Here is a 14,961-nt window from a genome sequence, read left to right on the forward strand (position 1 = left end):
AACTCGATTGAGGGAGGGAACCCTCATAATCGTTGCAAAATGTGACAGACTGGCGTCAGCCCCGGGTCAGTAGTCGGTCCGCTTGCGGAACGCCCAGCGCCCGGCCAGCAGCGTGAAGGTGGCCACCAGCGCCACCAGGATCCAGAAGCCCTCCGGGTCGCTGGCCAGCGGGATGCCGCCCACGTTCATGCCGAAGAAGCCGGCGATGATGTTGATGGGCAGGGCCAGCACCGTCACCACGGTCAGGGTGAACAGGGTGCGGTTGCTCTGTTCGTTGAGGTTGGCGGCAATTTCTTCCTGCAGCAGCTTGATGCGTTCGCCCAGGGCCGTGAGGTCGCTGAGCACCAGGGCGAACTCCTCGGTAGCCTGGCGCAGGGCCTGCACGTCATCCTCCTGCAGCCAGGCCGGCGGCCGGTTCAGCAGCCGCAGCAACGAGCCCGGCTCCAGCGCCAGCAGGCGCTGCAGGCGCACCAGCACCCGGCGCATGCTGCCCAGTTCAGCGCGGTTGTTGCTCAGGCGCAGGGACAGCAGCTGGTCTTCGATATTGTCGACGCTCATGCTGGTCTTGCGCACGATCTGCGTCAGCACCTCGGCCTGGTCGCGGAACAGGTGCACCAGCAGCTCCATGGGCGAGCGGAAGCGCTCGCCGCGCTTCACCGACGAACGCAGCTTGTCCACCGAGTGCAGCGGCTGCAGGCGGGCGCTGACCAGCACCCGCTCGTTGGCGCACAGCCACAGGGTGGAAATGTCCGAGGAGACCATGCCGAAGTTGAACACCACGTCGTTGACCACCGCCAGCAGGGCGTCGTCGACGTGCTCGATGCGCGTGGAACGCGAGCCTTCGTGCAGGGATTCGTAGAAATCATCGGGCAGCTGCAGGTGCGCGCGCATCCAGCGCTCGCAGCCGGCGTGGGCCAGGTTCAGGTGCAGCCAGACGAACTCGTCGTTGTGCTCGGCGTCGCCCAGGGTTTGCAGCACGGCGGCCGAATCCAGCTCGCACACCGGGCCGCCGGGGCGGAAGCGGTAGCCGTACAGCAAGCCGAAAAGGTCCGAGTCCTGGTGGCTCTTGATGATGCTCGAATTCATGTCGGCTCGCGGCGCAAGGGCTGATGGCGCGATCATGAGGAGGAAATATTGCAGTTATGTGACAGTTTGTGAGCGGATGTGAATGTTCATCTAGGTTCGCGCAATCCATGAAAATTGCTGGGTGCGCGGCGCCGGCCAGTGAGTGCGGCGGCGGTAGCTACCCAGCGCGTCGGTATGGCAGCAGGTGCAGAGGTCGACGACCTCGACCTGATCGGCGGCAATGCCTTGCTCGGCCAACAGCAATTGGCCGTAGCGCGCCAGGTCGAACCACAGGCCGTGGGTGTTCATGGCTGGTGGCTGCGGCAGGGCGTTTGGCTGCGCGGGGGCCGGACGCTGCTGATACCAGGGTGGATTCGAGCCGGCCCACAGCGTGCGAAAATCATCGCTCACCTCATAGCAGCAGGGCTTGATCGACGGGCCGATGGCAACGCGCACGCGGTGCCGTGGCACGCGCGCCTGGTCGAAGCGGCGCAGGGCGTTGCCCAGGATGCCGGCCCGCAGGCCCTTCCAGCCGCCGTGCACGGCGGCCACGTGCCGGCCGTCGGTGGAGGCCATCAGCACGGGCAGGCAGTCGGCGGTGAAGACGGCGATGGGCCGTTGCTGATCGGTGAACAGGCCATCGGCGATCACGTCCCCGTGGGTGGGGGCGACGATCTCGGCGGTGTGCTTCTGGTTGCAACAGAAGGTATCGGCAGGCAGCGCATCGTCGATGCCGAGGAATCCATGGGCGATGCCGGGGATGTCGGCCAGGTTGTTGGCGGTCCAGCGCATGAAAGGGCTTTCCGTGGATGTTGGGTGGAACAGGATAATGCGCCTGTAGCAGCGGCCGCTAGGCCGCGTCACAGGCGCTGGGCGTGTTGGCCATGACGCGGCCTTCGGCCGCTGCTACAGCGCGATCGGCGGTGCGCGCAGCCCTGTAGCAGCTGCCGCAGGCGGCGTCCGGGTTCGCTGCGGTGTGCCGGGAATAGCGCGGCACCTTGTACGCGGCCTTCGGCGAAAGACCGTTGCTGCTACAGGGTTGTGTAGGGTCAGCCGCCGCGCAGTCCGGCCAGCGAGGCATCCACCTTTTCCCCCAACAGAATCTCCAGCTCGAACGCCCGCAACGCGGCCCCCACCACTTCAGCCACCTGCCCATCGGCAACGATGTCCGCTGCCGTCATGCCTTTGGCCAACAGGTTGACCGTCACCGACGCCTGCTCCACCAGGTGCGCCGACATGGTCCGCAGCACCAGGCGCAGCGCCGCCTGGGCGTCGCTGGCGCGTGGGGAGGCGTTGAACAGCGCCACCGGCTTGCCGGGGAATTGCTGGCTGGCCACCAGCCAGTCCAAGGCGTTCTTGAAGGCACCAGGAATACCGCGGGCGTATTCGGGGCAGGCGATCAGCAGGCCGTCGGCGGCGTCCACCGCTGCGTGCAGGGCTTGCACCAAAGGCGGTGGCGTGTCGCTGAGGTCGGGGTTGAACAATGGCAGCTCGCTGATGCCCTCGTAGTGCTTGAGGTGCAGGCCCGGGGGCGCCAGTTGCGCGGCGGCCTGCAGCAGCGCGCGGTTGGATGAACCTTGGCGCAGGCTGCCGCAGAGGGTGAGGAGGTGGGGCATGGGCAGGGTCCTTTGCGTGGGTGGTTCGAGGCGGCGGCGGGGGCTTTTGACGCAGCCTGCGGCAGCTGCTACGTCGAATGAAGGAGCGCCTTCAGGCGCATTGTTGTCCCTCGCTGTGCCAGCGGCCCTCGTACGCCAGCTTCAATTCATAAAGATGGTGATCAAGGTCGTTGATCTTGTTGATGGCAGTCATGAGGTCGGCTTCCCCTGTCTTCGCCTCCAAATACAAACCTCGCAAATAGCGATCACTCACGGTTGGAATTTTGCCGGTTTTTTCCCAGATAGCCACCGCTTGGCTGGTGAGCCCGACAATGTCGCCCAAGCGCTCCTGGGACAAGCCCAATTCCTTGCGCAGAAACCGAAATTCGGCGCCTGTCAGCGGTGCCGGTTTTTCTGCCAGTGCCTTGCCTATTGTGTCGTGCAGCCCTTGCACATCGGTGATGCCCAAGGCTTCACCATATGACGTCTGTTTCAGTACGTAGCCGTTGCTCAGCCACACGTTCGGCAAGCCGCTCTCAACGTAGTGGTACATAAATTTACCTCTGCTTTTGAATCGCAGTCACCACGACGAGATACGTCCCGTCCTCGTCAATATCTATCGCGCCCACAACCTGGAGGGGTGACCCTGCCCGGAACCAGGAAAGTGTGAAGCGCCAATCCCCTTTTGGCATGTAGGCCGGCCCTTCAGTGATTTGCCCTTTGGCCAGGCATTCCATGACATCCGGCAAGGTGATCTCGCGCTCGGTCATTCTTTGTCGCGCATGGGCCGTGTACAGGACACGGCCCGAATTCACTGCGATCTGGCGAATCAAGCTGAGCGCGGTCTGTTTCGGAAGCGGGTACGGCAGCGACCTGATCATGGCTTAATCTATAAAAACTATAGGTCGCGCTATGCTAAATGACAACACCCAGCCGTCAATGAATCGATTGTTCGGTTTTGTTTCCCGGCTATGTCCTGGAACACCGGGCACAAAAAAGCCCGCACAAGGCGGGCTTTTCTTCACAAAACTGGTCGGGGAGACAGGATTCGAACCTGCGGCCTTCTCGTCCCGAACGAGACGCGCTACCTGGCTGCGCTACACCCCGATAGACCTGATTCTATTCCAAAATCGGCGCTCGGCAAGTGGGGGCACGCCGGCCAGGCGTGCCCCTGGGGTCAGGCCGTCACAGCTCTTTGACGGTGCGTACCTGATCCTTGTTGATGCGGGTTTCCTTGCCATCCAGCTGCTTGATTTCGTAGAAGCCCGAGTCTTCATCGTATTTGGGCGTGTCCACCGCCTGGATCTCGCGCCCGTCGTTGAGGGTGATGACCGTGGGCGTGGAGCAACCCGCCAGGGTGGCCAGGCCCATTGCCAGGAGCAGAGCGGGAAGGGTCCGTTTAGTCATTGTCTGTTTCTCCAAAGGGGGACGATTGTTCCATGTACAAGGTTTGAGACGGTTGTACCCTGGGTGAGTTCCATTTTTTTGACACTGTCAGGCATCCCCCAGCAGCTGCGGGGTGTTGAGGTTGGCCAGCCGCGGGTCATCGGCCGGGCACTGCAGCGCCTGGGCGCCAAGGGCCAGCATGACCTGGCGCGGGCTGCGCTCGCCGGCCTGCCAGGCCTGCTCGAACACCGCCGCATGGGCCACCGGGATCACGCACAGCAGCGGCTCCCAATGCTCGCCCTGGCGCACCATCAGCGGTTGTTGCGGCTGCGCGAAGGCCAAGCGCAGCATGGCCTGCAACAAGTCGCCGTCAATGCCCGGCACGTCGCAGGGCAGCACCAGCAGGTGGCTGTGGCGGGCGGCGGCCAGCCCTGCGCGAATGCCTGCCAGGGGGCCGGGAAAATCGGCGCTGTCGTCGCCTACCAGGCGGTCGGCGTAGGCGGCGTAAATGGCCTGGTTGCGGTTGCAGGAGATGATCAGGTCGTCGCCCAGGCCGCGCACCCGGGCGTGCAGGTGGGCAATCAGCGGCTGGCCGCGCCAGGGCAGCAAGCCCTTGTCGCGACCGCCCATGCGCTGGCCACGGCCACCGGCCAGCAACAGGACGGAACAGGCGGGCAGGGCAGTGTCGGGCATCGCAGGTCTCGGTCTTCAGATGAGGGCTGCTGTGATATAACACTGCCTATTCCTACACACAACCGGACGAGCCCTGATGAAAGCCAAGGCTGATGTACCTTTTGTGCCGCTCAATATTGCGGTGCTGACTGTCAGTGACACCCGTACCCTGGAAACCGACACCTCCGGGCAAATGTTCGTCGACCGCCTGACCGCCGCCGGCCACCTGCTGGCCGAGCGCGTGCTGCTCAAGGACGACCTGTACAAGATTCGCGCGAAAGTCGCCCACTGGATCGCCGAGGACGTGGTGCAGGTGGTGCTGATCACCGGCGGCACCGGCTTCACCGGCCGCGACAGCACCCCCGAGGCCGTGGCCTGCCTGCTGGACAAGCAGGTGGACGGTTTTGGCGAGCTGTTCCGCCAGATCAGCGTGCCGGACATCGGCACCTCCACCGTGCAATCGCGCGCCCTGGCGGGCCTGGCCAACGGCACCCTGGTGTGCTGCCTGCCGGGCTCCACCAACGCCGTGCGCACCGGTTGGGACGGTATCCTCGCCGAGCAGCTGGACGTGCGCCACCGCCCGTGCAACTTCGTCCCTCACCTCAAGCAGGCCGAGCCCTGCCAGTCCCGTGGCTGAGTTGGGCGCGGCCAAGCCGCTGATGCCGCTGGAGCAGGCGCTGGAGCGCCTGCTGGCCATGGCTGACCAGGCGCCCTTGCGTGAGACCGAGCGCGTGGCCCTGGCCGACGCCGATGGCCGGGTGCTGGCCACCGACCTGGTGTCGACCCTGGACCTGCCGCCCTGGTCCAACAGCGCCATGGACGGCTACGCCCTGCGCCTGGCCGACTGGAGCGGCGAGCCGCTGCCGGTGAGCCAGCGCATCCAGGCCGGGCAGATGCCCACGCCGCTGGCGGCGGGCACCTGCGCGCGCATCTTCACCGGCGCGCCCGTGCCGGCGGGTGCCGACTGCGTGGAAATGCAGGAAAACGCCGAGGTGCTGGACGACGGCCGCGTGCGCTTCACCGAAGCGCTCAGCCAGAACCAGAACATCCGCCCCCAAGGCCAGGAAACCCGCGTCGGCGAGCAGGTGCTGCCGGCCGGCACGCGCCTGGGCCCGATCGAACTGGGCCTGGCGGCGTCCCTGGGCCACGCCGAGCTGGACGTGGTACGGCGCGTGCGCGTGGCGGTGCTGTCCACCGGCGATGAGCTGGTGGATCCCGGCCAGCCGCTGGCACCGGGGCAGATCTACAACAGCAACCGCCGCCTGCTGGTGAGCTGGCTGCAGCGCCTGGGCTGCGAGGTGATCGACGCCGGCATCCTGCCCGACGACCTCGCCCGCACCCGCGCGCGCCTGGCCGAGCTGGGCCAGGCCGAGCTGATCCTGTCCACCGGCGGTGTGTCGGTGGGCGAGGCGGATTTCCTCGGCGTGGCCTTGCGCGAGGAAGGCGAGCTGGCGCTGTGGAAGCTGGCGATCAAGCCGGGCAAGCCGCTGACCTTCGGGCATTTCCGTGGCGTGCCGGTGATCGGCCTGCCAGGCAACCCGGCCTCCACCCTGGTGACCTTTGCGCTGCTGGCGCGGCCGTACCTGTTGCGGCGCATGGGCGTGGCCGACGTCGCGCCGCTGGCGTTCGAGGTGCCGGTGGGCTTTACCTGGGGCAAGCCGGGTAACCGCCGCGAGTACCTGCGCGGGCGCCTGGAGAACGGTCGCGCGGTCATCTACCCCAACCAGAGCTCCGGGGTGCTGCGCAGCGCCGCCTGGGCCGAGGGCCTGGTGGAGGTGCTGGAAGGCCGCACCCTGGCCGAAGGCGACCGCGTGCGCTTCATTCCCCTGAGCGAAGTGCTGGCCTGAATTAATTGTTACCGGCCTCGGCCCCGTGTGCGCTAATCTTCAACACGCTGTACCGCACATCGGGTGCCGTTGTCGGCAGGCTTGGCCTGCACCGCCAATGGCCGCAACAAATGGACTTGGCAATCACGTGGGGATATGGCCATGACGACTTTGAAAGTAGCGTGCGTGGTCCCAACCTACAATGGTCAAAGGGATCTGCAACGTCTGTTGGATTCGCTGGGTAGCCAGACGATTGATTTCGATACCCTGATCGTCGATTCCTCCTCCAGCGACGGCACCACCGAACTTGGGCGCGAATGCGCCGACCATTTCCTGTTGATCCCTAGCCGCGAGTTCAACCACGGTGGCACGCGCCAGCGCATGGTCGAGGAGTTTCCCGGCTATGACGTGTACGTGTTCATGACCCAGGATGCCTACCTCGAAGACCCCCAGGCGCTGGCGCGCATCGTCGCGCCCTTCGCCGATGACAGCGTGGGCGCGGTGTGCGGGCGGCAGCTGGCGCACAAGGACGCCAACCTGTTGTCGGCCCACGCGCGGGCGTTCAACTACCCGGCCAGCTCGCAGCTCAAGAGCATGGCCGACGTCGACCGCCTGGGCATCAAGACCTGTTTCATGTCCAACTCGTTCGCCGCCTACCGCCGCAAGGCGCTGATGCAGGTGGGCGGCTTCCCGCTGCACGTGATCCTCTCGGAAGACATGTACGTGGCCGCGCGCATGCTGGTGGCCGGTTGGAAGATTGCCTATGCCGGGGATGCCTGCTGCCGGCATTCGCACAACTACACCCTGGCCGAGGAGTTCCGCCGCTACTTCGACATCGGCGTGTTCCAGGCCCGCGAACCCTGGATTCGCGAGCAGTTCGGCGGGGCAGGTGGCGAGGGCTTGCGCTACGTGAAGTCAGAGCTCAAGTACCTGGGGGTGCGCCGGTGCTGGCTGTGGCCAGCCTCGTTCCTGCGCAACGGCTTGAAGCTGCTGGCGTACAAGTTCAGCCAGCAGGAAGCACGCTTGCCGGTGAAGTGGAAGAAACGCCTGGGGATGCACAAGCGTTACTGGGACAGCCCTTACGCCTGAGCACGGCGCGACCCGGCCTGCGGCCGGTGCCACGGGGCGCGCCGTGGGTGCTTCAGGCGCGCGCCCAGGGCCGCAGCCACATCCCCAGCCCCACCAGCAGCACCAGCCCGCACACGCAGCTCACGCCCAGTTGCACCCACATGCCCGGCAACGGGTGCACCAGTAGCGCCGCCAGCAGCATCGCCACCGCGCCCAGCAGCCAATGGCTGCGCCACGGCAATTGCCCCAGCAGGGCCTGGCGGCGCATCAGCAGCATCCCGGTCAGCAGCACGCCGCACAGCGCCGCCATGGCAATGCCGATCAGGCCGAAGGCCCACGGCAGCACGCCCAGCAGCACGGCGTTGAGCAGGCTGCCGAGCAGTTCGCAATTGAGCGGCATGCGCGTGTCGCCCGCCGCGTAGGCGTAGCGCGCCAGCAGGGCGTTCCAGGCGCCGAACATCAGCGGTGCGCAGAACCAGGCCAGCAGTTCGGGCAGCGGGCTGCCAGCCGACTGGTTGGGCAGCAGCAGTGCCACCAGCGCCGCCGAGGCGCCGATCAGGCCGGTCACCGCCGGCACGGTCAGCAGGGTGGCGCTGCTCAGGCCCTTGCGCAGCAGGGTCAGGCGTTGCTCGCCGGCGCTGCCGCTCATCAGGCCCAGCAGCACCTGGTTGAGGCTCATCAGGGCAATCAGCGGCAGGTTGATCAGCTTGCGGGCCAGGTTGATCCAGGTCACCGAACCTTCGCCCAGCAGCGACGCCACCATGCGCTCCAGCAGTGCCAGGCCCTGGCTGGCGAGGTTGCTGCTCAGCAGCGGGCCGATGCGTTGCAGCAGCTCCTTCACCGCCCCTGGCGCCTGTTCACGCTGCCACGGCCGCCAGCCGTTGCGCAGCAGCGACGGCGTGAGCACCGCCGGCATCAGCCAGCTCCCCAGCACGCAGGCGCAGGCCATGCCGGTGGTGGTGGCGTCGTGGCGCAGGATGGCCAGGTACAGCACCGGCGGCAGGTTGAACAGCAGCGACCCCAGGCCGGCCAGCACGAACCGCGAGCGCGCCTGCAGCGGCACGCAGAACAGCGCATGCAGCAGGAAGCCCGGCGCGCACCAGGCCAGCCAGTGCAGGGAACCCGCGGCGCGGGCGTAGCCGTCGCTGTCCAGGCCCGGGCCGATGGCGCGTACCAGCAGCGGCGCGGCCAGGCTCAGCAGCAGCGCCAGCAACAGGCCCAGCAATAGAATGCGTGGCACCAGCGCGCCCAGCCAGGCGCGCTGGCCGTCGCTGTCGCGCTGCTGGAACAGCGGCAGCGCAGCGGCGCTCAGCAGCCCGGCCGCCAGCGCCATGCGCAGGGCCTCGGGCAGGAACAGCGAAACCAGGAAGGCGTCACTCTGCCCGCCCGCGCCCCAGGACGCCACCAGCAGCCATTCGCGGGCAAAGCCCGCGGCCAGGCCGGTCAGCGTCGCCAGGGTCAGCCACAGCGTCGATCCGAACATGGCAGGCCTCAGTGGAACAGGGTGAACAGGCCTTTGCCGCCCACCTTGTAGTTGAGGTTGCGGCAGCGCTCGCCCTTCACCTCGGCGTTGGGCCCGCCGACGATGGCATAGGGCGGCACCGGCTTGCTGACCACGGTGTTGCCACCGACGATCGCGCCCTCGCCGACGTGCGCGCCAAACGACAGCAGCGCGCGGGTGGCGATCCAGGCGTAGTCCTCGATGTACACCGGCCCGCCCACGGCCCAGAACTCGGGCGCCTGGGTGTCATGGCCACCGGCGATGATCAGCACGTGGGAGGCGATGGTCACGTGGTCGCCGATGATCAGCCCGCCGCGGGCGTCGAGCTGGCAGTGCCAGCCCACGGTGGTGTCATCGCCGATGCGCAGGCTGTCGACACCCAGCACCTCGGTGTTGCGCCACACCGAGGAGCCCTTGCCGATCTTCGCCCCGCCCAGGCGCAGCCAGGCCAGGCGCAAGGTGTGGCTGGGAATCTTGCAGATGAGGATGTTGTAGGCCTGTTCCCAGGCCCGCAGCCAGCGGTCGCGCAGGGTCGCCCAGTTCTTGCCGTACAAGGGGATTAGCGCGCCTTTCAGCTCGCGGCCCAGCAGGGCGTAGAAGCGTCGCGCCAGGGGGTGTTCGATGCGCGGTTCGATGTTCACGTAGCTGATGAAGGTGAGAATGTTGCCCTTGAGTGGTTGTTCGAAGATCACTTCGTTGGCCAGCATCCATTCGTAGGCGCTTTCCAGTTCTTCCAGGCTCACACCCATCTTGATGGCGTATTCGGGCAGTGCCTGCCGCAGATTATGGGAGTGAAGTAGACGATGTCTCATAGGCGGCTTCCAACAGGGACTGAAGTAGTGGCAGGTGCGGCGCGCAGCCGCTGGGCCTCGTGCAGGTTGAGACCCAACAACAGCCAGAACAGTGCGACCAGCACCATGGTGAAACTGAAATAGTGGTCGAACAGGCCGCTGACCAGCGCCGCCAGCAGGCCCACCAGGGTGCCCAGCCAGATGGCGTTGTCATGGGTCAGCACCAGGGTCTTGGTGGTGGGGCCGCTGGCGCGCCACCAACTGCGCACCACCAGCAGGAACATCACCAGGCCGATGACCCCCACCTTGTAGATGTAGTTGAGGTACAGGTTGGAGATACCCCACAGCGTGGTGCCTGGCACCGGCGGGTCGACCTTGAAGCCGATGCCCAGCGGGTACATGGCCATGGCGCGGGGGAAGTTCGAGTATTCGTCGAAGCGCACCGAGGTACTGGCGTCATTGCTGGAGAACAGGTCCAGCACGCGGTCCTGCAACGGCGGGTAGAACATCAGCAGCAGTGCCGCACCCACCAGGCCCACCATCAAGGCGCGGCCGGTGTAGGGCAGGCGCTTGCGCGCCAGCCACATCAGCACCAGCACCAGGCTCACCAGGGCACCCCGCGAACCGGTCAGCAGCAGGCCGAACATGCCCAGCAGGGTCACCGCAATGCCCAGGGCGCGCGGCCAGCCCTTGCGGGTCAGGCCGAAGCAGGCGGCCAGCGGCACCAGCAGGGCCATGGCGCCACCGGTGATGTTGGGGTGCGTCCAGCCCGAGGCCATGCGGCTGCTGAGGCCGGCCAGGCCTTCGCTCAGCTGGTCGATGGAGCCATAGCCCAGCTTGCCGAGAATGTCGGTGAGGGTGGCCGGGGTGCTGTCCTTGAGGTACACCGGGATCGCCAGCAGCAACAGGAACAGGGTGCCCAGCAGCAGGCCGATGACCAGTTGCTCACGCTTTTCCTGGGTGTCCAGCAGCCGCGGCACCAGGAACAGCGTCGACAGGTTGAACAGCCAGCGCACCCAGTTCACCGGGCCATTGCCGGCGGCATCGATGACAATCTGGCCGACCACGAACGGCAGGGCAGTGAACAGCATGAACGCCACCACCATGCGCTCGGTGTGCAGCAGCTTCGGCGCCCGGTGCATCTGGCCGAACAGGTGCTGGGCCATGACGCTGGCCCACACCAGCATGATCAGCGCTTCCGACACCGTGGTGCGAATGCCGACGTTGACCGTGGTATAGGGCAGGAAGGTGGCGATCACGGCAAACAACAGCAGGCCCCACAGGGGCTTGCGAATAACGGTGACGATGGCGGCGATGCCTATCATCACCGCCAGCACCTTGGGCGCGGGCAACAGCCAGGCCAGCACGCCGAAGGTAATGCTGGTGATCAGCGCGAGCGGAAAGGCCAGTGGCATCAGCGCAGCTCCCCGAGCAATTCATCGAAGCGTTGGCGGTAGGCCTGCTCGCCGTAGCCGTCGGCCCAGGCCTTGAGCGGGGCGCTGTCGACCGGATGGTCTAGGGCCAGTTCCTTCATCAGTTCCACCAGCGCGCCGGTGTCGGTGGGCGAGAAGCGCGGGCTGTCGGGCGGGGTGATCTCGTCCAGCGCCGAGCCGTTGGCCACGGCCACCGGGGTGCCCTGGGCCAGCGCCTCGATCACCGGCAGGCCGAAGCCTTCGGCGTAGGACGGTTGCCACAGCCGCGACGCGCCAGCGTACAGGGCGTGCAGCTGGGCGTCGCTGATGCCGCTGACAAAGTGCATGCCGTGCAAATGTTGCTGGGCCACCTGCAGGTGCTCGCGGGCGCCTACCAGCACCAGCTCGGGCACCTCGGGGTTCTGCTGGCGCGCCTGCTGCCAGGCGGCCACGAACCAGGGAATGTTCTTGCGCGGCTCGCGCGTGCCCACCACCAGCCAATAGCGCGGCGGCAGCTGCAGGTCGCTGATGTCGGCCAGGGCGTCGGTGTAGGGCAGCACCAGGTTGGGCAGCACGCGGGTCTTGTCGCGGGCCTGGGGGAACAGCTTTGCCACCTCGTCTGCGGTGTACTGCGACGGCACCCAGATGCGGTCGGCGACCTTCACCGACCAGCCGATCGACAGCTTGTCGGTGTAGCCATAGACCCGCGCCTTGAGCTGCGAGCCGTGGGCGTTGGTCAGGGTCAGCTGGAACAGGTCGTGCAACTGCAGGATGTACTTCATGCCCTCGGGCTTGCGCGCCAGTGGCAGGCCCATGTTGAAGTTGGCGATGTAGGTGTCCACCCCGGCTTCGCGCAGGGAACCGGGCAGGAAGCCGGCCTCGAACTTGAGCCGCAGCGGCAACCGGTGCACCCCGGCCAGCGGGGCGCCCCAGCGCGGGCAGTGGGCCTTGCGACGGATGAGGTGGTCCTCGGGGGCTACGCTGAACAACTGCAACTGCACGTCCGGGTTGGCCCGCAGCGCCTGCTCCAGGGCCAGGGTCTGGCGGCCGATGCCGCTGTTGGGGTAACTGGTGGCCGGGCGATAATCCAGTCCTATGCGCATACGCTGGTGTCTTCCATAGGTTGCAAAAGCCGTGAATAGACGTCTTCAAGCTGGGCCGCGGCGACGGCCCAGTCGTGATGGCCGCGCACGTAGCGGCGCGCGGCTTCGGAGAGTTGTTGCAGGCGGGCCGGGTCGCGCACGGCGTCGGCCAGCAGCTGGGCCAGGCCTTCGGCGGTTTCGCTGCCCAGGTAGTCCTGGCCATTGCTGACCGCCAGGCCCGACACGCCCTGGCCCGTAGTCACTACCGGCAGGCCGGCGGCCATGGCCTCCAGCACCTTGAGCTTGGAGCCGCCGCCCTGGCGCAGGGGCGCGAAGAACACCGCGGTCTGCTCCTGCAGCGCGCGCAGGTCGGGCACGAAACCCTGGAACTCCACCCGCGGGTCGGGCCAGCGCTGGCGCCACTGGGCGGGCAGGGCGAAGCCGCACACCGCCAGGCGCACCTCGGGGTTCAGCGCCCACACCTTGGGCATGATTTCATCCAGCGCCCATTCCACCGCATCCAGGTTGGGGCTGTACTCGTAGTTGCCGATGAACAGCAGGCGCTGGCTGTCGAAGGCCGGGCGCACCGTGGCGTAATGCGGGCAGTCCACGCCGTTGACCACCACCGACGCCTGGCGCTGGAACAGCACCTGCATCTGCCGGGCATCCGCCTCGGTCACCGCCACCAGCTGTGCGGCCTGGCTGAACACGCGTTGCTCCCAGCGCCGGTAGCGCCACTGGTCGTAGGCAGTGAACGGCTTCATCCAGCCGGGCAGGCGGTCATAGCTGGCCGCGCCCAGGGCCGACTCGATGTTGTGCTCGGTGAGCAGGAACGGCTGGCCGTGGCGTTGCAGCGCTCGTTCGTAGGGCTGGAAGCTGTAGCTGTGCTCGATCTGCACCACGTCCCACGGGGTGGCCAGCAACTGGTCGAAATAGCGTTCCAGCTCCGGTGCCAGGCCGTTGATGCTGGCCAGCATCGGGTAAGGCGCCGCCAGCACCGCCAGCAGGGTCTTGAGGCTGCGCAGGGGCCGACGCGGCAACACGATCAACTGCTCCAGGAACGGCTCCAGGGCGTTGCGCGTGGCCTGGTCGACCTCGGTCTTGGATTGCACCAGCAGCGTGATTCGGTGCCCGCGCGCCGCCAGGCTGCGCAACAGGTGGTACTGACGGGTCTTGCCGCCGCTGGTGGTAGGCCAGGGCAAATACGGCAGTGTCCATAAAATGCGCATTCAATCGTCCTTGTTACCAGACCAGCATTTGCAGGCTGGTCTTGAGCGGAACACTGATGCCCTGGGCGTTGGCCAGGGTGGTGCTGGTGCCCTGCAGCGGGTCGAACAGCGTCGCCGAGGTCACCGAAGGCAGGCTGACCGAGGTGCCCGAGGCGCTCCAGAACAGCCATAGATGAGTGCCGTCGGCGCGGGTCCAGGCCACGTTGAACAGGTCGCCCGGGCCGTTGGTGTAGGCGGGTGGGTCCGCCGGTTCCAGGCGCGCGCCGGTCACCCCGAGGAAATTCTTCAGGGCGGTGTAGACCGGCTTGGGGTTGCCGTTCAGGTCAACCAGGCCGTAGTACTGGTCGCGGGCCGAGGCGCGCGCGTCCAGGTCATTGAGATTGAACAGGAAGATGCGCTGGTAGTCCATGGCGCTCATCAACGCCAGGCGGCGCAGGGTGTAGTCGGCCTGGCCGTCGACGCCGATCACCGCCTGCATTTCCACCGGGCCTGCGTAGCTGGACCAGCCCCACTCGGTGGCCCACACCTGGGTCACGCCCTTGGCGTGCAGGGCGCTGTTGATGTAGTTGCCGCGCTGGATGAAGTCCTTGGCGGTGGTGTCGTCGCCCTCGGGGTATTCGGAGTAGGGGTGGTAGGCGGCGACGATATTGCTGGTGGGCAGGCCCTGGGTCAGCAGGTCGGCCAGCATCAGGCCGTCGGTGCTGCGCATCTGGCTGTAGTAGGCCATGCCGGCGGTGGCCACGGGCTTGTCGGGGATGGCCTTGCGAATGGCGGTGGCCGTGCTGAACAGCAGGTTGCCGTAGGCGGTGGGGTCTTCCTTGGGCAGCCAGACGATATTGGGCTCGTTCCACACCTGCCAGGTGTTCACCTGCGGGTAGCGCTTGGCGAGCATGGTCATGCGGTCGGCGAAGATGCTGTAGTCGGTGGGCGGGTACTGGTCGGTGCTGGCGGCGCCGCTGGGGGCGCTGCTGTCGAACGTTGCCGAGCCCACCATGTAGGCGAGGATGTTGTACTTGTGCTGGGCCATGGCAGTCATGGCACCGTCCAGGGCGGTGAGGTCGAAGTTGCCCTGGGTGGGCTCGATGATCGGCCAATGGATGGTCAGGCGCACCCAGGTCAGGCCCAGGGCGTCGAGCGCGGCCATCTGCTTCTGGTAGACCGAGGGGTCAAAATATTCGAACTGGGCGTTGACGCCCAGGAAGTCACTCCATGTGACCGCTCGCGGACCCTTGAGGCTGATGTCAGCCTCGGCCTTGTCGCTCCAGGGCAGGGTGCTGAACGCCACGGCGGCGCACAGCAGGACGGGTATCCATACGATTGGCTTCTTCCACATG

Annotated in this window: 16 protein-coding genes and 1 tRNA gene; 3 read left to right on the top strand and 14 right to left on the bottom strand. The window is 66.6% G+C overall.

The window, feature by feature from the left end:
- Window positions 1-66 precede the first annotated feature (66 nt).
- The 8 genes from RAM80_RS26765 to mobA all read right to left on the bottom strand — a co-directional run bounded on the left by RAM80_RS26765 (window position 67) and on the right by mobA (window position 4,739).
- Entirely contained in the window at window positions 67-1,086 is a 1,020-nt protein-coding gene (locus tag RAM80_RS26765) for a transporter (RefSeq protein ID WP_416423395.1), read from the bottom strand.
- A 90-nt stretch (window positions 1,087-1,176) separates the two neighbouring features.
- A complete protein-coding gene (locus RAM80_RS26770) occupies window positions 1,177-1,857 on the bottom strand; it encodes a polyphenol oxidase family protein (RefSeq protein WP_416423396.1) in 681 nt (226 codons plus the stop codon).
- Between the two features lie 257 nt (window positions 1,858-2,114).
- Window positions 2,115-2,681, bottom strand: coding sequence for an NADPH-dependent FMN reductase (locus RAM80_RS26775; RefSeq protein WP_416423397.1), 567 nt, complete (start codon window positions 2,679-2,681; stop codon window positions 2,115-2,117).
- A 91-nt stretch (window positions 2,682-2,772) separates the two neighbouring features.
- A complete protein-coding gene (locus tag RAM80_RS26780) occupies window positions 2,773-3,213 on the bottom strand; it encodes a transcriptional regulator (protein WP_416423398.1) in 441 nt (146 codons plus the stop codon).
- A gap of 4 nt (window positions 3,214-3,217) precedes the next feature.
- A complete protein-coding gene (locus tag RAM80_RS26785) occupies window positions 3,218-3,541 on the bottom strand; it encodes a DUF4258 domain-containing protein (RefSeq protein WP_416423399.1) in 324 nt (107 codons plus the stop codon).
- A gap of 149 nt (window positions 3,542-3,690) precedes the next feature.
- Window positions 3,691-3,767, bottom strand: a tRNA-Pro gene (locus tag RAM80_RS26790).
- A gap of 78 nt (window positions 3,768-3,845) precedes the next feature.
- The gene (locus tag RAM80_RS26795) at window positions 3,846-4,067 is read right to left on the bottom strand and encodes a YgdI/YgdR family lipoprotein (protein WP_027978455.1); all 222 of its coding nucleotides are present in this window, start codon (window positions 4,065-4,067) and stop codon (window positions 3,846-3,848) included.
- Window positions 4,068-4,154: 87 nt separating this feature from the next.
- Window positions 4,155-4,739, bottom strand: a complete 585-nt coding sequence (gene mobA, locus RAM80_RS26800) for a molybdenum cofactor guanylyltransferase MobA (protein ID WP_416423400.1) — start codon at window positions 4,737-4,739, stop codon at window positions 4,155-4,157.
- A gap of 76 nt (window positions 4,740-4,815) precedes the next feature.
- On the opposite strand from mobA, the gene moaB reads away from it, so the two are divergent.
- From moaB to RAM80_RS26815, 3 genes are all read left to right on the top strand, one after another.
- Entirely contained in the window at window positions 4,816-5,355 is a 540-nt protein-coding gene (gene moaB, locus RAM80_RS26805) for a molybdenum cofactor biosynthesis protein B (protein ID WP_027978453.1), read from the top strand.
- A 22-nt stretch (window positions 5,356-5,377) separates the two neighbouring features.
- Window positions 5,378-6,565 carry a gephyrin-like molybdotransferase Glp gene (gene glp, locus RAM80_RS26810; protein WP_416427570.1) on the top strand — a complete coding sequence of 396 codons (1,188 nt, stop codon included), beginning with the start codon at window positions 5,378-5,380 and terminating at the stop codon, window positions 6,563-6,565.
- A 141-nt stretch (window positions 6,566-6,706) separates the two neighbouring features.
- A complete protein-coding gene (locus RAM80_RS26815) occupies window positions 6,707-7,633 on the top strand; it encodes a glycosyltransferase family 2 protein (protein WP_416423401.1) in 927 nt (308 codons plus the stop codon).
- A 52-nt stretch (window positions 7,634-7,685) separates the two neighbouring features.
- On the opposite strand, the gene RAM80_RS26820 is transcribed toward RAM80_RS26815, so the two are convergent.
- The 6 genes from RAM80_RS26820 to RAM80_RS26845 are packed head-to-tail and all read right to left on the bottom strand — an operon-like array spanning window position 7,686 to window position 14,960.
- Window positions 7,686-9,095: a lipid II flippase MurJ gene (locus RAM80_RS26820; protein ID WP_416423402.1), complete on the bottom strand. Its 1,410-nt coding sequence runs from the start codon at window positions 9,093-9,095 to the stop codon at window positions 7,686-7,688.
- An 8-nt stretch (window positions 9,096-9,103) separates the two neighbouring features.
- On the bottom strand, window positions 9,104-9,925 hold the full coding sequence (locus tag RAM80_RS26825; protein ID WP_416423403.1) for an acyltransferase: 822 nt from the start codon (window positions 9,923-9,925) through the stop codon (window positions 9,104-9,106).
- Complete coding sequence (locus RAM80_RS26830) at window positions 9,922-11,319, bottom strand: O-antigen ligase family protein (RefSeq protein WP_416423404.1); 1,398 nt, start codon at window positions 11,317-11,319, stop codon at window positions 9,922-9,924. The genes RAM80_RS26825 and RAM80_RS26830 overlap by 4 nt, the downstream gene beginning before the upstream one ends.
- Window positions 11,319-12,419, bottom strand: a complete 1,101-nt coding sequence (locus tag RAM80_RS26835) for a glycosyltransferase family 4 protein (RefSeq protein WP_416423405.1) — start codon at window positions 12,417-12,419, stop codon at window positions 11,319-11,321. Before RAM80_RS26835 ends, RAM80_RS26830 begins: the two co-directional genes overlap by 1 nt.
- Complete coding sequence (locus RAM80_RS26840) at window positions 12,410-13,627, bottom strand: glycosyltransferase family 4 protein (protein ID WP_416423406.1); 1,218 nt, start codon at window positions 13,625-13,627, stop codon at window positions 12,410-12,412. The genes RAM80_RS26835 and RAM80_RS26840 overlap by 10 nt, the downstream gene beginning before the upstream one ends.
- Before the next feature lie 13 nt (window positions 13,628-13,640).
- Window positions 13,641-14,960 (bottom strand): beta-xylosidase, encoded by a 1,320-nt coding sequence (locus RAM80_RS26845; RefSeq protein ID WP_416423407.1) that lies wholly within the window; start codon window positions 14,958-14,960, stop codon window positions 13,641-13,643.
- Window position 14,961: the final 1 nt, after the last annotated feature.

The sequence above is a fragment of the Pseudomonas sp. App30 genome, assembly GCF_047947025.1.
Taxonomy (GTDB): domain Bacteria; phylum Pseudomonadota; class Gammaproteobacteria; order Pseudomonadales; family Pseudomonadaceae; genus Aquipseudomonas.